General features: G+C 58.0%; 16 protein-coding genes. 6 read left to right on the forward strand and 10 right to left on the reverse strand.

Going from position 1 to position 17,777, the window contains the following annotated elements:
* Nucleotides 1-293: 293 nt before the first annotated feature.
* Entirely contained in the window at nucleotides 294-509 is a 216-nt protein-coding gene (locus AU175_RS20165) for a hypothetical protein (RefSeq protein WP_066293811.1), read from the forward strand.
* A 7-nt stretch (nucleotides 510-516) separates the two neighbouring features.
* Here AU175_RS20165 and AU175_RS20170 read toward each other — a convergent pair whose 3' ends face one another.
* From AU175_RS20170 to AU175_RS21515, 6 genes are all read right to left on the reverse strand, one after another.
* The gene (locus AU175_RS20170) at nucleotides 517-1,803 is read right to left on the reverse strand and encodes an ISL3 family transposase (protein WP_066293816.1); all 1,287 of its coding nucleotides are present in this window, start codon (nucleotides 1,801-1,803) and stop codon (nucleotides 517-519) included.
* A gap of 610 nt (nucleotides 1,804-2,413) precedes the next feature.
* Nucleotides 2,414-3,697: a hypothetical protein gene (locus AU175_RS20175; protein ID WP_231938665.1), complete on the reverse strand. Its 1,284-nt coding sequence runs from the start codon at nucleotides 3,695-3,697 to the stop codon at nucleotides 2,414-2,416.
* Nucleotides 3,679-4,788, reverse strand: a complete 1,110-nt coding sequence (locus AU175_RS21895; protein ID WP_156642500.1) for a hypothetical protein — start codon at nucleotides 4,786-4,788, stop codon at nucleotides 3,679-3,681. The genes AU175_RS20175 and AU175_RS21895 overlap by 19 nt, the downstream gene beginning before the upstream one ends.
* A complete protein-coding gene (locus AU175_RS22835; RefSeq protein WP_442855357.1) occupies nucleotides 4,781-5,278 on the reverse strand; it encodes a serine O-acetyltransferase in 498 nt (165 codons plus the stop codon). Before AU175_RS22835 ends, AU175_RS21895 begins: the two co-directional genes overlap by 8 nt.
* Nucleotides 5,275-6,369 carry a glycosyltransferase gene (locus AU175_RS20185; protein ID WP_156642502.1) on the reverse strand — a complete coding sequence of 365 codons (1,095 nt, stop codon included), beginning with the start codon at nucleotides 6,367-6,369 and terminating at the stop codon, nucleotides 5,275-5,277. The genes AU175_RS22835 and AU175_RS20185 overlap by 4 nt, the downstream gene beginning before the upstream one ends.
* Nucleotides 6,366-7,211 (reverse strand): glycosyltransferase, encoded by an 846-nt coding sequence (locus tag AU175_RS21515; protein ID WP_082979304.1) that lies wholly within the window; start codon nucleotides 7,209-7,211, stop codon nucleotides 6,366-6,368. Before AU175_RS21515 ends, AU175_RS20185 begins: the two co-directional genes overlap by 4 nt.
* Before the next feature lie 718 nt (nucleotides 7,212-7,929).
* Here AU175_RS21515 and AU175_RS20190 point away from each other — a divergent pair.
* From AU175_RS20190 to AU175_RS20210, 5 genes are all read left to right on the forward strand, one after another.
* Nucleotides 7,930-9,399, forward strand: a complete 1,470-nt coding sequence (locus tag AU175_RS20190; protein WP_066294558.1) for a sugar transferase — start codon at nucleotides 7,930-7,932, stop codon at nucleotides 9,397-9,399.
* 67 nt (nucleotides 9,400-9,466) lie between these two features.
* Nucleotides 9,467-10,780, forward strand: coding sequence for a UDP-glucose dehydrogenase family protein (locus AU175_RS20195; protein ID WP_066293824.1), 1,314 nt, complete (start codon nucleotides 9,467-9,469; stop codon nucleotides 10,778-10,780).
* Between the two features lie 173 nt (nucleotides 10,781-10,953).
* Complete coding sequence (locus AU175_RS20200; protein WP_231938666.1) at nucleotides 10,954-12,651, forward strand: DUF4012 domain-containing protein; 1,698 nt, start codon at nucleotides 10,954-10,956, stop codon at nucleotides 12,649-12,651.
* A 181-nt stretch (nucleotides 12,652-12,832) separates the two neighbouring features.
* Nucleotides 12,833-13,423: an LPXTG cell wall anchor domain-containing protein gene (locus AU175_RS20205; protein WP_066293826.1), complete on the forward strand. Its 591-nt coding sequence runs from the start codon at nucleotides 12,833-12,835 to the stop codon at nucleotides 13,421-13,423.
* Nucleotides 13,424-13,803: 380 nt separating this feature from the next.
* Entirely contained in the window at nucleotides 13,804-14,172 is a 369-nt protein-coding gene (locus tag AU175_RS20210; protein ID WP_231938667.1) for a VanZ family protein, read from the forward strand.
* Here AU175_RS20210 and galU read toward each other — a convergent pair.
* From galU to paaD, 4 genes are all read right to left on the reverse strand, one after another.
* Entirely contained in the window at nucleotides 14,169-15,059 is an 891-nt protein-coding gene (gene galU / locus AU175_RS20215) for a UTP--glucose-1-phosphate uridylyltransferase GalU (RefSeq protein WP_066293830.1), read from the reverse strand. The genes AU175_RS20210 and galU overlap by 4 nt on opposite strands.
* Nucleotides 15,060-15,098: 39 nt before the next feature.
* Nucleotides 15,099-15,878, reverse strand: coding sequence for an enoyl-CoA hydratase/isomerase family protein (locus tag AU175_RS20220; protein ID WP_066293832.1), 780 nt, complete (start codon nucleotides 15,876-15,878; stop codon nucleotides 15,099-15,101).
* Nucleotides 15,879-15,979: 101 nt separating this feature from the next.
* Nucleotides 15,980-17,221 (reverse strand): 1,2-phenylacetyl-CoA epoxidase subunit PaaE, encoded by a 1,242-nt coding sequence (gene paaE / locus AU175_RS20225; protein ID WP_066293835.1) that lies wholly within the window; start codon nucleotides 17,219-17,221, stop codon nucleotides 15,980-15,982.
* A gap of 10 nt (nucleotides 17,222-17,231) precedes the next feature.
* Complete coding sequence (gene paaD / locus AU175_RS20230) at nucleotides 17,232-17,768, reverse strand: 1,2-phenylacetyl-CoA epoxidase subunit PaaD (RefSeq protein WP_066294563.1); 537 nt, start codon at nucleotides 17,766-17,768, stop codon at nucleotides 17,232-17,234.
* Nucleotides 17,769-17,777 lie beyond the last annotated feature (9 nt).

The raw sequence follows: 17,777 nt of genomic DNA on the forward strand, positions 1-17,777 counted from the left end.
ACGGGAATCAGTGATCCTGGTGGTGACCCCGGTATCGCCGGAGTCACCACCCCAGGATCATTTGGCGTGCATGAAGGATCGGCGTGAGGGCGAAAGTTCTACTCATGTGATCCAACAAGATCGCAACTGCTGCCAGCAACCGAGGTGCGTGGGACATGACGTCAGGCAACGCGGCTTTTCGGGCTCTTCGTGGTTGATGGGGAATTGAGTTCGTGTCGTTGAAGACAAAGGGGCCCGTGGCCCTGCTGGGATGAGTGTGTCTAGCATTCAACCTGGAACAGGAGCACGAGCCTTTGAACGAGCCTACCGGGGTCGCCGCCGACGCTGCCACCATCCTTTTCAACCTGCTCCGGTCCAAATACCGCTGGTACTTCGAAGAAGTAGCGTGCGACCGGCTGTCGTTCTTTGAATCCACGCCCCAGCTGCCGCGCCGCGCCCGCTCGACGAGCCGGCTGCGGATCCTGCTCGTAGACGGCTCTTCACGGTTCGTGGCGAAATTTCTGCCGTGATGAATGTTCATGCCGCAGTTCTGGCGGCACTACGCAACAGGATACGCGTTTTGTAGTTGCGTGGGTCGGTGAATCCCCGGCCTGTCCTTTTTATGTGCTTGATCGCTGTGTTGTTTGCTTCAACTTTCGCCGTGGTCGCGCCGATGACAATGAGAACTTCGATTTCTTTCCACCATCGGCAGATGCTGCGCCAGAGCCGGTGGGTTTCGGGCTGGGAGGCTTGTCCTACTAGGGTCTGCATGCGGTCTTTCGCGGCGGCCGCGTCGGCGAGGGATCCGGTGGCGAGCAGTGTCCGGAGCTGTTCTTTGACCAGCCAGGCTGCCTGCAGTTTTCCGGTGGCGTCGTCGGTGGCGAACACGGTGTTGAGCCTGTTCCGTGCCCGGTCTGAGAGTGTGTCGCCGGCCCGCAGGAGCAGGCGCCGGTTGGCCCAGACCGGGTCGATGGAGCGTCCCCGGCGGCCATGGACCTGCTGGGTGAGTCGTTGCCGGACTTCGGTGAGCATGTCGTTTCCGAGCTTGACCAGGTGGAACGCGTCGACCGTGACCGCGGTGCGCGGGAGCCACATTCGCAGGGCCTTGCGGAACGCCGCTGACGGGTCGATCGCGACGACCTGCATGCCCAGGCGCCATTGAAGGGGCCGGGCGAACAGCCAGTCGCCGACGCCTTCGCTGTCGCGACCGTCCACGATCCCGAGCACCTGTCCGGTGTCCAGATCGACGATGGTCATCCAGGGTTCGTAGCGTTTCCAGGCTTTGGTGGCTGGGTCGCGGAAGAACCGCACGGAACGGTAGCGGTGTTCATCGATGCCGAGCATCCGCGGTGCCAGGGCATCGACGTCAGGCAGTGTCAGTGCCGCGGAATCCAGAGCCTGCTGGACCAGCCACCACGAGACACCGAACGAGGAGGCCGCCTCCGCGGCTGCCCGTCCGGAACCGATCACGGCGGCCACCAGGGCATCGCGGAGCCGGCGAGTGGATCGGGCGCGGCGCGGGACCTGATTTGTTTCCTCCGTGAATGTCCGCCGCGGGCAAAGGTACTCATCGCAGAAGAATCTCCGTTTGGCCCAGATCACTTCGACCGGGCCGGCGACAGGGATGTCGCGCAGACGTTGTGGGCGGCGGGAATGCACGCGGGTGCTGATCACACCACAGGCGGGGCAGCCGGACTCGACAGTGGCTTCGACGCTGACCCGCCGCTGTCCGAATGAGCGGATCTCAGTGTCGGTGACGCGGTAGTCGGGCAGGTTGAAAATGGCGGTGGCAGCATCGGGGCGCGGGGAAGTAGGCTCGATCAAGGCTCGTAGCTCCTGACTCTTGATGAATGCGTAGAGAACATCCATCACAGCAGGGCTACGAGCCCTTCAGCTTTCAAGACACGGAATCCGTTTCACCACGAACCACGGAGAGCCAACAACACGGCGATCAAGAACATCGAGCGAACCGCCCGCGGGTACCGAAACGCCGCCAATTACAAATCGGATATTCTCTTGAGAAGTGCCGTCCGGACGGCGGCATGACGCTCATTCCAGGGATCCAATTCCCGACGAAACCGTGAAGAGCGGCCATTCTAGGAGAATCGCCAACTGACTCCGCAGGGGCCCGGACCAGGCTCACCGCCGTATCCGCGACCGACGACGCCACTGGGAGGCCGCAAGCCGCCTGGCTCTCAAAAGGCAGTTCCGAAGCTGCTCACCACCGAATCCATTGTCGACGCGGCACCTCAAAAGAGCGCCTGCCGGCCTTAGTCGAACAAGCCGCGCAGCCCGATTTGAAGCCCTGCGACTTTCAAGGCTGCGAATTGCTTCATCATGGACACGAAAAGCCGTTATTCACGAAGGCCTAAGCCATTTGACCAGTTCTTCCCGGCAGCGGATCGAGCGGCACGGCCAGGCTATGGTCACATCTTCAAGATCGCACGGTCATAGGGGGAGATCCTTCTAGAAAATTTTCGCGATTCTTCCGGTGTAGCATAACCCACACTAAGATCGCAGCCGTGGCGGGAACTATCACATTCGTCATATCCCCCCTGAGAAGATTCAATCCCCGAACCAGAAGAATGACTCCCAACATCCAGGTAATATCATTTGCCGAATCTAGGAACTTTGAGCAAACAAGCAAAAACGCGAGCATCAAAAAGGCCGCGACTGCTGGGGCAAAGTGTCCTGCGTTTATGTAAGCCTCGCCGAGCAAGCCCGCCGTGGTCTCTGCACCCGTGGTGTAATAACGGTCAGGAGTCAACAGGATGCTACTTAAAACGTTACCGGGAAGGGGCTTGTCCGGCCATAGGCTTCTGGGAAGTGCAGAAGTCAGTGATGCCAAGTAACTCGATCCCCCGCCGACTCCACCTGCTTCAGCAGAGATTAGATCTACTAGGACATCTGCTTGACTGATATCGGTACCGTTCAAGACAGAGCCGCTCTCGACCAGTCCCCGCGTGTTGGCCAAGTAGAAACCTCCGCCTAGGACAGGAACCGCAATCAAGGCAACTGTTAGGAGCAGTCGCTGCATGTCCCTTCCAACAGACTGCGTTGAGGCCGCAATCTTCTTCGCGTACAGCGCCAAGACCGGAAGTACCGCACCCAAAAATAACCCAGAGCGGCTCCCAGTCAAAGCAGTCACACCAAGTAGTCCTAAAACTAGGATCCACATCAGCAAGGCTTTCATGCCCTTGGTCTGCACGGCATGGCATAGCCCCAGAGAAACTAGGACTGGCAGGATGAAATAACCTAGAAGCACAAGAAAGTTGTCCGAAAAAACTGCTTGCCTAAGTTGCAGAGTTTCAGCAATTCCCACCGTAAGTATCTTTGAAAGGACGGCACCGCCGAATATTATCGAGAGAAGAACGAACACCATCAGGCTGAACCGATGCGTTCGCACTACCGTCACTGGCGCCCCACGCTGGTCTTGGCGACGGATAATTGCTTGGACACTTAGCGAAAAGAGAATCCAGGTCACTATAACGGCCACTATTGCAGTCGAGACGGCACCTTCAGAAGCGCTTCGTCGTCCCACAGAGGCAGCTATGTACGTGCTTTCACTCATAGATATATTTAGAACGTCTACGAGATAAACAACTATGTAGACACTCCCGAAGATCGCGGCAATGTACTTAGCGTTTCGGATCCACAGGCCGACTTGTAGTGCACCGGCCACAATCACACAAACTAGGACTACTTGTAGGAATTGCACGTACGTCTCCGGAATACTAGGATAAAAACAATAATGATCGTCCCAATTACTGCATTCTCGAGAACGATCGCCAGGCGTGCGTCAATTTGCAGCATAAGTGACAAAGACAGCAAAGAAGCGCCCAACACGCCTGCTATATAGGGAACCCAGTTCAGTTCCACCACATGTGCTAGGCCCGACATAAAGCCCACGATGGCAGCCAAGAGTGCGCACAGCGCCACAGAAAAGATAATGTGCAATTGGGGAGCGGCTATCGCTGCAACCACGACCAATGCGGCCCATAAAAATAAAAACTGTATCCCCAGTTGAGCAGCCAAGCGAAGAACGCGTGCACGCCATTCTTGTCGACGAGAGAAAATTAATTGAACCACCAGAAAGCCCACGGCTCCTTGCACGGCACCATAAGCAATCAATGAATAATGCCACAGTAGGAACTCAGGAGCACCAGCAACCGCAGTGCGGACCCAGTTAACATCGTTCCGATAAAACAAAGAGGCCAATAGGCCAAGTAGCACAGACCAAGCCGCGTGACCTGTGAGGAATTCAGGCCTCGAATACCCTAATCGGCGCCTACCCACTCGAGGACTGAAGAATGATAACGCAGCAATGGCCGTCGTAGCCACGACAGGAGCGGCCTCAGGAATGAGCTTCTCAGCGCCAACACTCGCTACAGCTGCCGCAACTAGACCAAGAGACCTCACAGCTTGAAAATACTGATATGCCGTTCCTCCCTTGCCCCCCAGCACAATGAGCCCGGAACGCCCTAGGGTGATGCCTAATATTGCGCCTGAAATCGTAGCGATGACTGCATCGAGTAGGGGGTCTGCAGAAACCACCACGGACAAAACCGAGAGTGCGACCGCAGATGCGGCCATGAATGTGGCATTCTTTGCAAGATCCAGATTAGGTTGACGGCCGACTTGGATTACGCTGGACTGCGCCGCTTGGACACCGACCGTGAGGGCAGCTATAAACAGGATTAGTCCATTGCTTGCGCCCATAATAGCCGGCAAGAACAGCACCAGGTATACGCCCAGGAACGTTACGCCAGCGAAGGTCATCGCTTGCGCGGCCCGAACAAATTTAGCCAAATCGAACGACTTCAGAAGTAGAAACTGATTTCGTCACAACACAATTAGCCCCAACGACAGCGTCATCCCCAATCGTGAGGTTGCCAGCCACCACTGCACCACTATAAATAGTAACATTCCGCCCAATAACCGGGTAATCGCCGTTGCGAGACGATCCTAGAGTCACATTCTGAAAAATGCGCGCATCGGCGCCAATTCTCACGCTACGCCCGAGGACAATGCCTGTGGGGTGCGGACATTCAACCGCGCCTTCAAAGGTTACTCCAGTCGAAACATCACTTGAAAACAACGACAATGTGAGCCATCGGCAAAAAACGTGCAATACACCGCTTGAATTGGCACTGATCCTGAATAGACTAACCGCGACGAGCGAAGGGTTGACAAGAGTGACGATGAATTTCAACCCGCTAGGCACACTTCGGCCGGAGTTCTGGTAATGGAAACGCGAATCCAATTTCCAATTTGCGACAACCGCGGAAACTGCACTCACCAGACGGAACTCACGACTTGTCGGTACGCTTTGTCCAACTCAATGGAACACTCTTTCCAGTCACGGCTGGCGACACGCGAAACTACTGTGGCCGAGTCATATATGCGTCGAAGCCGATCACCAGCGTCAGCCCGGAGTAACTCTTGTGGATCAAATCGAATGACATCCGAGCCCAGAGCATCTTCCAGGTAGCTGTGTTGAGTGGACGCTATTCGCAGGCCCATGCAGGCCGCTTCAACATCCGCCTGCGAAACAACTTCAAACCAAGCCGGATTAATATACGCATGTGATAGTTGCAGGATTGCCATGATTTCCTGATGGCCCTTGGATCCGAGGTAGGTCAAATTTTCGTTGGCAGCAACTGTTGCTAAGAACTCATTGGCATACGCCCGGTGATTGTCGTTTAGGGAGCCCACGAAGGCAGTCTTTAAGCCAGTACTTGATGCTGCTTTAGCCAAGGCAAGGGAGTTTTTGCGCGGCTCAACGCGGCCGACGCTGATGATGTCAAATTCCTTAGTGGCAGTGCCGGTTTCCACAGGCGAGAAAGAGAACCCATTACGAATAATCTTGGCAGGCGTTTGGCCATTGAAATCTCGTGATAGAGCCTCTGACTCCCCCGAAGCCATAGGGAACACGGTGGCAGCGTCGCGAACTAACCTTTGTTGCAATGCCCTGTAGCGGCCGGGAATAGAGGCGGCCATTATATTATTTTGCTTCAGGAGCTTAACCTGTTCCCGGAAGCCAATGCCGACTTCTGCCTGGACCCCTACCCGCCTCAGCTGTTTATAAAACTTATCGTCACCGTAGGAATACATAGATTTCATTCCATCAAAGGGATGACGAATGGTCGAGATTACGAACGGACGCTTCGAACGACTAGCTATCTTGGCGTAATGAAGGTTCTCCCGAGGAGTATCCAAGTTCATCAAATGCACCAAGTCGGAAGGTGTCTTTGCCAGATCGCGAGCAGAAGTAACAACTTCTGAATCCCAGCCCAGTTCTGTCAGGCCTTGTCTGTATCTATCGACTTTCTTGCTGTCTCCTCCGGGCTTCGTTAATGCATCAGCACGAAGAGCAAATACTACTTTCACTTTACCAAGTCCTTAGCTAAGGTCCGACTACCATCGAACTCGGTACCGCTCAACGAGAACCCAAGGCGATTACGTTTGCTGGGTGATGTTGTAAACAACAGCTTTGGCTCTCTGCGGTAGAAACAGAAAGCAGAGGCAAATTCTCGCTTCCATGGCGCCCATGCGAAATGCTTTGTGGCGCGGGCCCACGAGTGGCTCCAGTTGACGTCGCCGGCTAGCAGAACGGGCACCTGGTTTCGCCAAGCACGAAGTGAAAGATCCTTATCCTCGTAATAGAGGAAGTAGCTTTCGTCCCAAGCTCCTATGCGGACGAAAGTCTCTGATCGCGCCGCAACAACGGCTCCAATCAGCCACGCGACATACTTCAATTGCCCTTTGTCTGCTATCACTTGATAACCATCAACAGCCCCTCTACCAAGACGGTTCCTAACCTTGCTCAGAAGACTTGGAGCGCCACGGCCGTTTGGTTGAGTCGACCCGTCGGGATTGAGCAGCTGTGGCGACACAATCCCGCCGGTTTTATCGATTAGCTCTTCTAGCTTCGTCAGGCTCTGCCAGTCAACTCGTACGTCGGGATTAACAAATGCGACGTATTTCCCGGCAGCAGAGGTGAGGCCTACATTGTTGGCGGTCGAGAAGCCTGCATTTCGTGGGAGCTTTATCACCTTGGCTCCCAAGCTTTGAGCTGTGTCTACGCTTGAGTCGGTGGAGCAGTTGTCCACGACGATCCATTCGACATCGTCGGGAACGTCAGCAGCCCAGTGGTCTGCAAGTACAGACGCGCTGTTGTACGAGACTGTAATGACTGACCAGCGTAAAGCGACGCTTTTTTGAATGCCCATGGCACATGCCCCTTACTTCCAAAATTCAGTGTTGACGCAATGCTTCAGAACTCGGGTGGGGTCGCGTCATGGCGAATGCAACGGCTTTCGATCAGGCCCCCAGCGACCGTTCTTGCTGCACGCTATAGTCTACCCATTGCCAGGAAGACGCACACATCTCAGGCTCCGGCATCGAAGACTAAGCACTCGGTGGCTCTAGTGTGAGGCTTCCGCCCGAGCGATCCTTAAGGTTTTCGCGGCCAAACCGCTCTCGCGCCTTCCCCCGAGTGACCCACCGTCGTCGTGTAAGCAGAATCCATCGACTGTGACAGCCAGTGTTTGAAGCTCGAAGCCGCAACGTATGGCCGAAGTAGAATTGGCTGTAAGATAACCGCCGAGCCTATACGGCCTATCCACTTCAAGTTGGTGGGGATCTTTCGCAACATTGGGGGCAAGTTGAGTGAACACCGAGTCCATCTTGCTACTTTGGTGTCTTTAGTGGTATTTCGGTCTTCCCTCCTTGGACGGTGACCCGACCCTGCGAGTTGCCAGACCACGGGTGGCGGATTGTGGCGTGTATCCGAAGTCATAAAGTGCTCGCACGGTCGGCCGCTGCTAAGTACCTGTCGCAGGATTTACCCCTTCCGGCGTGATTCTAAGAAGTGTCGGATGGAACTAATGAAGAAGTTGCTTGGGCGGTATTTCAGGGTGGGAGAAATTGGTATTGGGGAATGACAAGATGACAGTCAAACCGCTGGAGGTAACGGCAAAGGCCGACGATTCTAGGTGGCGCCGGAAGTACACAAGACGGCTCAAGGTTGTTGATGCTTTAGTCGTTATCTGGGCCGTAGCGGGAGCCTTTGGTGTGAGATTTGGCTTCGCAGACCTAAGCAACGGAAATGTACGCGATGTCGACTATCTTGTCCTAGCCGCAGCTTTGGCAGTCAGTTGGTGGCTAATTCTCACGGTATGGGGTTCCAGAGAGGCAAAGATCCTGGGATCCGGGTCCGAAGAGTACAAGCGCGTCCTGGCAGCGTCTGCGTGGCTCTTTGGCTTTGTGGCGATAATTTCTTATGCCCTTCGCATCGACACAGCAAGAGGGTTCGTCGGACTTGCCTTCCCCGCAGGTGTAGCCGGCCTCTTGGCGGGGCGTTGGCTTGTGCGTCAGCACCTGAGTCTGGAGCGGAAACACGGCCGAAGCAGTTCCCGCGTCCTGATTATTGGAGGCCCTCACTCCGCGGCGCACCTTACCAAGTCTCTTCAGAGCGCACCGGCAGCGGGATACTTACCCGTGGCAGCACACCTGCCTGGGGCCTCGCTGAGCCCAGATGTCATTTCCGGACTGTCGGTACCCGTGACCGGGACTGAGGCCGACTTCGAGTCAATTCTTGTCGTCATTTTGGAAAGCAATGTAGACGCCGTCGCGGTTTCTGCAGGTGTAAATATGCACCCTAAGGATCTTCGTCGACTCGGGTGGGAACTAGCGGCGCGTGATATCGGTATGATACTTGCGCCAGCCCTCACTGATGTCGCAGGGCCTCGTATCCACACTCAGCCGGTTGCCGGGCTGCCGCTCATACATGTTTCAACGCCCAAATTAACTGGCGGAAAAAAAGTCGCCAAGCGTGCTTTCGACATTGCCGTTTCCAGTCTTCTACTCGTCCTACTCTCCCCGGCATTTGCAATATTGGCCATGCTAGTGAAGCTGACGGACCCCGGACCCGTGTTCTACAGACAGGAACGAATAGGACTGCGTGGCTCCACGTTCAACATGCTGAAGTTCCGATCTATGAGGGTAAACGCCGATACGGAGCTCCAAAAGTTGCTTGAAGCGCAAGGATCAGCGAATTCTCCCTTGTTCAAAGTGGAGAACGACCCTCGAATAACTCCGTTGGGGCAGATTCTAAGGAAGTTTTCACTCGATGAACTGCCTCAACTTCTTAACGTCTTGGGCGGCAGCATGAGCTTGGTCGGACCGCGGCCGCAACGGGCCGGCGAAGTTGCACTCTATGACGACATAGCCCATCGCCGCTTGTACGTAAGCCCTGGCATGAGCGGACTATGGCAGGTGAGCGGACGGTCCAACCTCACTTGGGAGGAGAGCATCCGACTGGACCTCTACTACGTCGAAAATTGGTCGCTTATGGGTGACCTCGTAATTTTGTTTAAGACATTCAAGGCTGTTTTCGCCAGTACTGGTGCAGTTTAGCCGCTGATCTCGATGACTTAATCGAGTGACATCTTGTTTTTCCATCTTTCTGGGGAAGGTTTTATCGATGCGTATTTCTGTAATCGGGTGTGGATATCTGGGTGCTGTTCATGCAGCCTGCATGGCAAAGCTTGGTCATGAGGTTGTCGGAATCGATGTGGACGACCGCAAGATCAAGGATCTCTCGAACGCGACCGCCCCATTTTATGAACCAGGGCTTGAGGCCCTGTTGAAGGACGTCCAAGAAACCGGTCGCCTGTCATTCACAACGGATATGTCTTTCGCTGCTAATAGCGAAGTACATTTTATTTGCGTTGGAACACCGCAGAAAAAAGGGGAAAATGCTGCCGACATGACCTACGTCGACGCGGCTGTGCTAGGCCTGCTGCCGTATGTGACGCCTGGAGACATCATTGTAGGCAAGTCCACAGTGCCTGTGGGAACAGCGGGACGTCTCGCTGAGCAGCTTGCCACCCAGGAACCTGCCGCCCATTTGGTGTGGAATCCGGAATTTCTTCGAGAGGGACACGCGGTTAGCGATACCCTCAGCCCTGATCGGCTTGTCTACGGCGTTATTGACGGTTCGGAGGAGCATCCGGCCGTTGCGATCTTGGACGAGGTCTACGCAGGTTCCCTGAGCGCTGGTACTCCACGACTTGTGACAGATCATCCCACTGCCGAGCTCGTAAAGGCGGCCGCCAATTCCTTCCTTGCCACGAAGATTTCCTTCATAAACGCCATGGCCGAAGTGTGCGAGGCTACGGGGGCAGATGTAACCAGGCTCGCTGACGCCATAGGGCTCGACGACCGAATCGGCCGAAAGTTTCTGCACGCAGGCATTGGGTTCGGAGGAGGGTGCCTTCCAAAGGATATTCGCGCCTTTATGGCGCGTGCTGGGGAGCTGGGAGCGGATCAGGCCCTGACATTCCTGCGGGAAGTTGACGCAATCAACATGCGGCGTCGGACGCGTGTCGTGGAGTTGACCCGAGAGCTCTGCGGCGGAATGCTCTTGGGCAAGAGACTGACAGTGCTAGGGGCTGCCTTCAAACCCGAGAGCGACGATGTCCGGGATTCGCCGTCCCTCAGCATCGCTGCACAGCTTCAGTTGCAAGGGGCCGTGGTGACGGTAACTGATCCAAAGGCACTTAACAATGCCGCGCGGAGATTTCCGGAGCTTCACTACGAATCCAACACTGAGGCGGCAGTGCACAAAGCTGATGCCTTGCTCCTTCTCACAGAATGGCAGGAGTATCGCGATCTCGACCCTTACTCGCTGGCTGCTTCTGTAAATTCACCATTTATCCTTGACGGGCGGAATGTTCTCGATGCAGGCAAGTGGCGATCAGCTGGATGGACCTATCGAGGCCTAGGACGCCCCTGACGATGTCGGATGCCCAACACTCGCATGAAAGCGACCCATCACAGAAGCCTCCCATTCCGAGGCGCAGAAAAGTGAAAGCGCGACGGCGCCTAATCAGTCTGTTGGCTTGTGTGGGGGCGGCAGTACTCCTGTCTTGCGCCGCTGTGGCATGGCTTGGCGTGAAAGCGTCCAAGGTGAATCAAGAACTTAGCGCTGCATCGAAGCTTGTCGACGGACTCAAGGAAGACGTAGCTAGGAACGACCCCGCCAGCGCTACAGCAACTGTTGAGCAAATCCGCTCTCACACCGCCTCCGCCGAAGAAGCGGCTACAGATCCTATTTGGGTCTTGGCTTCGGCCATTCCTGGAATCGGTCCAAACTTCAGTGCCGTAGCAGAGGTTGCACGTTCAGCCGACGACGTTGCCAATCTTGCATTAGCACCACTCGTCGGGGTCTTTGGCTCCCTGAATTGGGAAACATTAGCCCCGAACGCCACTGGAATAGATTTCGGTCCGCTCGAGGCAGCGTCCCCCAGCGTCACATCTGCAGCACACGCTGTTCGCACTTCCGCGGCACGGCTGGAGGAAATTGACAGTACGAAGCTGCTACCACAAGTCGCAGAGCCCTTGGTTGAAGCCAGGAATAAACTCCACGATGTCACTGATGCCCTTGATGCATCCGCAAACGCATCACAGTTGCTTCCCGCGATGTTAGGGGCCCTTGAAAATCGCTCCTACCTACTCATGATTCAGAACAATGCCGAATCCCGGGCATCCGGTGGAATCCCAGGTGCAATCGCCGTACTCAACTTGGATAAGGGCAAGCTCACTTTAGGCGCCCAAAGCAGTGCAACCGACATGGGGGTGATTTCTCCACCTGTTCCGGTGGACGCACAACAGCAATTCATCTATTCGCCCCGCTTGGGAAAGTTCATGCAGGATGTCAATCTGACGCCCGATTTCCCGACGGCAGCATCGACTGCCCAACAGATGTGGGAGCGAAGGACCGGTCAGCGTGTAGATGGCGTGATATCGATCGACCCAATCACATTGGCATACATTCTGAAAGCCACTGGGCCCATCACGATCACAAACCCAGATCTGGTTCAACTGGCCGGGGAATCACTGCCAACTCAGCTTGATGGCGGAAATCTTGTCAAGACTCTGCTGTCAGACGTCTACAGAGAGATTGAAAAACCGGAGTTACAAGACCTGTATTTTGCGGGCGTTGCCCAAGAAGCTTTCTCGGCATTGTCCGGGGGCAAGGGAGACGCGAAGGGACTCCTCGAGGGCATTACTCGAGGTACCAAAGAGGGCAGAGTCCTTGTTTGGTCCGCAAACAGTGCCGAACAATCGGTCCTAGTCAGATATCCGGTGAGTGGATCAATAGCGGGCCCGAGTGTTTCACCCGCGGAATTCGGTGTCTACTTCAATGACGGCACCGGTGCCAAGATGGACTACTACGTCAAACGCACGGTTCAGCTTTTTAAGGAATGTCCGAAAGACGGCTACGAGCAGACCACCGTTCGAATCACGAGCTCGAATACCGCGCCCAGCAGTGCCGCAACTTCTTTGCCCGCTTATGTCACGGGCGACGGAAATTTCGGGGTGCCGCCGGGGTCCGTTCAGACTAATATTGTCGCCTACGGACCGGTCCAAGCCCATGTTGAGATTGCGAAGCTGGACGGGCAGAGGACGGAGTTCGCTCCCTACATACACAGCAACAGGCCTGTTGGAGTCTTAGCAGTGCGACTCGCACCTGGAGAAAGCCGCAGCGTGGAGTTTACTTTCGGCAAAATAGTCCAGCATACGGAACCTAACCTGGTTGTCACGCCCACGGTGCAGGATGTAAAGGATGTGATCCTGCCCACACAAAATGCGCAATGTGGCTAGGCCGTGTGGACACGGCGTTAACACTATGTAAACCGACTGGATTGACGTTGCTCACACCACGCGCAAAATGGTAACGTCTTTCTGGGATATCTATCCGGCATTTCCGTACAGGTCTCGTGCGGTGAGGAAACCTCCTCAATTCGGGTACATCTAAAACTTAAACGTCTCCGGGGGGACACACATGAAAAAGACACTCGCAGCACTCGCACTGGCTGGATCCATCGCACTTATCGGCTCGGCCCCTGCAGTCGCAGGCACCTACCCGCCCCTTCCGCCGCAGGCCGCCGTTTCTGACGGCACCGTTGGCCCGGGCGAAAGTTTCGTCTTCCGCGGCCAGGGCATGCAGCCTTTTGAAACCATCACCATCACCGTAACTCCGGGCAACCCGCCCGCAGCTTCCGGCGCTACCTTCGGTGGCACCTCAGTCGTTGGAAAGATCCCTGTTTTCCTGGCGCCGCAGACTTTCAGCGCCACAGCAGACGCTCAGGGCGCCTTCGCTTACCCGCTGGCCATCAGCGAAGCGGGAACCTACTCCATCACGGCTACGGGTAACACCTCCGGCGTCACTGTCGGCCCCGTCACTGTGACGGTTGCTGCGTCACTGGCAAACACCGGCGGCGCTCCGCTCGCCACCACCGGTGGCGGGCTGGCCAACACCGGTGCTGACTCCGGCCTGGTTCTCTGGACCATCGTCGGTGCTGGCGCACTTGCCGCCGGTGCAGCTTCCGTAGTTGTTGTTCGCCGCCGCGCCAAGACCGAGGCCGCTGCGTAACCGCAACACCCACAAGCACCAAAGAGGGTGGGTGGTTCTCCGGGAAACCGGGAACCACCCGCCCTCTGCATTTAAGCAAAGAACACCACATGAACCGGCCACGTCCGTGGTATTTATTAGAGCTATGGGGAGACATTGGCGCAGAACACGGTGGCAGTTCGACTTCTCCATACCCCTGCCGGGCCCTCAGGCCCTCCCCTACGTCCTCCTAGGCCTTCTCGCTGTCGCCGCTCTAGGCGCGGCGTATTTAGCCATTCTGAGAACGTCCTGAGGCCCTCTTGAATTTCTTTGCAGACCCCCGCCCGTGGCGCTGGGTCCTCGTAGCAATGCTTGTCCCGCTTGCGTTCGTGGCATTCTGGCCGAGCCCCATAGATCGGCCCGTGCAGAGCGACCTGGCAAGGCTATTGAAATTCCTTCACTCCCACGGAATTCCGAAGTGGTTCAACTACAAATTTGTGGAAGCGTCTGCGAATGTTGCGTTATTTGTCCCCGTAGGCGCCGTAGCATCCATGGCATTTCCTGCCAAACGCTGGTGGCAGGTCGGCGCCTTTGGCCTCATCGTGTCCGGCTGCATGGAACTGGGGCAACTGCTGTTTCTTGACAACCGCTTCGCCAGCCCACTGGACCTTGTCACAAACACGGGAGGAGCTGTAATTGGCGCGCTCCTGGCCTCAGCAGTCCTTAAACGACTACGGGCCCGCCGCTTGGTCAGCGGCGGGCCCGTCGAGAGCAAGAACAGCAGCAGCTAGCTGACGAAGCCCTTCATCCAGGTCTTCAGGTCCTCGCCGAACTCCACACGCTCTGACGCCAAAGTGATCACGGCCTTGAGGTAGCTGAGCTTGTCTCCGGTGTCGTAGCGACGGCCCTTGAAGACCACGCCGTAGACGCCCGAGCCTTCGCCCTCGCCTGCAGCCAGGGTCTGCAGGGCATCCGTCAGCTGGATCTCTCCCCCGCGGCCCGGCTCGGTCTTCTCCAGCACGCCAAACACGGACGGGTGCAGCACGTACCGGCCAATGACGGCCAGGTTGGACGGTGCCTCGCCCGCGGCCGGCTTCTCCACCAGGCTGTTGACCCGGACAAAGTCCTCACCCTCAACCGGGGAGATATCCGCGCAGCCATAGGCGCTGATCTGGATGGGGTCCACCTCGATCAGGGCGATCACGGAGCCACCGGTCTTCTGCTGCACCTCCATCATGGTGGTGAGCAGGCACTCGGCCTCGTCGATCAGGTCGTCGCCCAGCAACACAGCGAACGGCTCGTTGCCCACATGCTGGCTGGCGCACAGTACGGCATGCCCCAGGCCCTTGGCTTCGCCCTGGCGTACGTAGTGGATGGGGCCCAGCTGGGAAGCGTACCGGATGGACTCAAGGCGCTCTTTGTCGCCCTTCTTCTCCAGTGCGGCCTCCAGGCCTGGTTCGCGGTCGAAATGGTCCTCCAAGGCCCGCTTGTTGCGGCCCGTGATCATCAGGAGGTCGTGGAGGCCAGCATTGACCGCCTCCTCCACCACGTACTGGATGGCCGGCCTGTCGACCACCGGGAGCATTTCCTTCGGCATTGCCTTGGTGGCGGGTAGGAAACGCGTTCCCAATCCGGCAGCAGGAATGACGGCTTTGGTCACAGATTTCCCCATAGTCATACGTGAACCATACAAATCAGTACCCCGAGATAGCAATTGCTAACCAGTAAACCTTGGCTCACGCTTCTCCTGGAAAGCCCTGAATCCTTCGGCATAATCATCGGTTTTACACAGTCGTGCCTGCTCCGAATTTTCTTCTTCCATGGCCTCCCACAGGCCCAGCCGCTGGTCCCGGATGTGCGCCACCAGGTCCTTGCTCGCGTTGAAGGCTCCGGTTGCCCCGGTGGCCACCTTCGACACAATAGCCCGGGTGTTGTCCAAAAGTTCATCCGCCGGCATGGCCCGGCTGAACATCCCCTGCGCCACGGCGTCCGCGCCGCTCATCAGTTCCGCCGTGTAGATCAGGTCCAGCGTCCGGTGCATACCCAGGCGCTCGGTGAAGTACCAGTGCCCGCCGGAATCCAGCGTGGCCCCCAGCTTGGCGAACGGCGAGCCGAACTTGGCGTTCTCCGCAACGTACACCACGTCCGTGGCCAGCAGCAGGCCCAGCCCAACGCCCAGGCACGCGCCGTGGGCGGCCGCGAAGGTCGGCGCCGGGAACTCACTCATCTTTTTCAGCAGCGGCTGCACCAGCCCGCCCAGGTACGCGGCAGCGTCGTCGCTCTCCGGCGAAACCCCTGAGATGTCCCGGCCGGCACAGAAGGCCCGGCCCTCTCCCCTGAGGAGCAGCGCCCGCACCTCACCGCGTGAGGCGGCGGCAGCGGCGTCGTCGTACGCCTGTGCCAGCTCTTTCAGCGCCTGCTCGTCCAGCGAGTTCAGCTTGTGCGGTGCGTCCAGCACTACCTCGGCCACGCCGTTGCTGATGGAGAGGGAAATCATGGGGCTCCTTGGTTCGTCCGTGTCCCCACCCGCACCCTAACCTCGCAAGCTCGGCCAGGGAACCCTGCGGGCGTGTACCCGGACTCAATTGTTAGTAGAAACTAGACGTCGAAGTCGACGCTGACTTCCTTGCTGGTGGGGTGGCTCTGGCAGGTCAGTACGTACCCCTTGTCCAGTTCATCCTGCTCCAGCGCGTAGTTCTCGTCCATGGCCACGCTGCCGGTGACCACCTTGGCGCGGCACGTGCCGCACACTCCCCCGGCGCACGCGAACGGCACATCCGGACGGACCCGCAGCGCGGCGTTCAGGATGGACTCGCGGGCGTGCGTGGGGCTGGCCACCTCGCCCTGCAGGCCGTCCAGCTTGAACGTGATCTTGTACGTCTCCTTGGACTCGTCCACCACCACGGGACGGCCGGCGTGGCCTTCCGGGCGGTCCGGCTTGCCCGACGTGAACAGCTCGAACCGGATATGCTCCGGCTTCACGCCGCGCTCGGCCAGGGTGTCCCGGCACAGCTGCACCAGCTCGAACGGCCCGCACAGGAACCACTCGTCCACATCGTCCGCGTGGATGGCCGTGCCCAGCAGCTGCTGGAGCTTCTCGGCGTCGATCCGGCCGCTGAGCAGCGGCGCGATGCGCTGCTCGCGGGACAGCACGTGGTGGATGGCCAGCCGCTGCGGGTACTTGTCCTTCAGGTCCGCGAGCTCCTCCAGGAACATCACGTCCATGGCGGCCTTGTTGGCGTAGATCAGGTCAAAGCGGGTCTCCGGGTGGGCGGCCAGCAGCGTGCGGGCAATGGCGATCACCGGGGTGATGCCGGACCCCGCCGCGATGGCCACGAAGGTGCCTCCCCCAATCGAGGCAGCTTCCCCCGCCAGGTCCTCCGGGTGGTTCATGGAGTTCATGACATTCTGGTCCACGGCTTTGCCGTCCCGGCCGTGCTTGGACACAAACGCGCCCATGGGGCTCATGACGTCCAGGGTGTCCCCGACCTTCAGCTCCGCGTTGGCCCACGTGGAGAACAGCCCGCCCAGGTCCTTCTTCACGGCGACGCGGATCTCGCTGCTGCCGTCCGGGAAGCTGCGCGGCTCGGCGCAGATGGAGTAGCTTCGGCGCACCTCGTGCGGCTCGCCGTTCTCGTCCTGGAGCGTGGTGCGCAGGGCCACGTACTGGCCGGGCAGGTAGTCGAACTGGCCGGCGAGCTCCTTCGGAACTCCGAAGGTGACCTCGATGGCGTCCTCGGTGAGCCGGCGCACCTCCGCCACGGCGAGGGTGTGGAAGGACGGACGACGGCGGCCGGTGGCCTGCGCCGATTCGGCGGCGGTCTGGCGGACAACAGGCATGGGGGCTTCCTTACAGGACTTTGAAGTAGTCGAACGGTTCCTTGCAGTCCTGGCAGACGTACAGCGCCTTGCAGGACGTGGACCCGAAGCGGGTGAGTTCCTTGGTGTTCAGGGACGAGCATTGCGGGCACTTCACGGCCATGGTGAGGCGGATTGGGCCTGCGTGCCGGGCAGCGGCTGCCATCCCGGTGGGCGGGGCGATGCCGTACTCCTGCAGCTTCGCCTTGCCGGCGTCCGTCATCCAGTCCGTGGTCCACGCCGGGGCGAGCACCATGTCCACGTGGACGCTGGGGTAGCCTGCCTTTTGAAAGGCTGCCTCAAGGTCATCCCGGATGGCATCCATCGCGGGGCAGCCCGAGTACGTGGGCGTGATGGTGACCTGGACCGCGGGAACCAGCCCGCCGTCGTCGACCATTCTCACGTCCCGAAGGATGCCCAGGTCCTCGATGGTGAGCACCGGGATCTCGGGGTCGCACACGGTGGCGGCGATGTCCCAGGCCTTTTGCTCGGCGCTCCTGGGCCTGGACTTGGAGCCTGCGACGTACATTTCCACGAC

Source organism: Arthrobacter sp. B6 (assembly GCF_001663775.1).
GTDB lineage: Bacteria > Actinomycetota > Actinomycetes > Actinomycetales > Micrococcaceae > Arthrobacter.

Coding starts and splice junctions, on each gene's coding strand:
- AU175_RS21515 (WP_082979304.1), bottom strand. CDS start 7,211: ATGGGCATTCAAAAAAGCGTCGCTTTACGCTGGTCAGTCATTACAGTC.
- AU175_RS20190 (WP_066294558.1), top strand. CDS start 7,930: ATGACAGTCAAACCGCTGGAGGTAACGGCAAAGGCCGACGATTCTAGG.
- AU175_RS20195 (WP_066293824.1), top strand. CDS start 9,467: ATGCGTATTTCTGTAATCGGGTGTGGATATCTGGGTGCTGTTCATGCA.
- AU175_RS20205 (WP_066293826.1), top strand. CDS start 12,833: ATGAAAAAGACACTCGCAGCACTCGCACTGGCTGGATCCATCGCACTT.
- galU (WP_066293830.1), bottom strand. CDS start 15,059: ATGACTATGGGGAAATCTGTGACCAAAGCCGTCATTCCTGCTGCCGGA.
- AU175_RS20220 (WP_066293832.1), bottom strand. CDS start 15,878: ATGATTTCCCTCTCCATCAGCAACGGCGTGGCCGAGGTAGTGCTGGAC.
- paaE (WP_066293835.1), bottom strand. CDS start 17,221: ATGCCTGTTGTCCGCCAGACCGCCGCCGAATCGGCGCAGGCCACCGGC.
- paaD (WP_066294563.1), bottom strand. CDS start 17,768: ATGTACGTCGCAGGCTCCAAGTCCAGGCCCAGGAGCGCCGAGCAAAAG.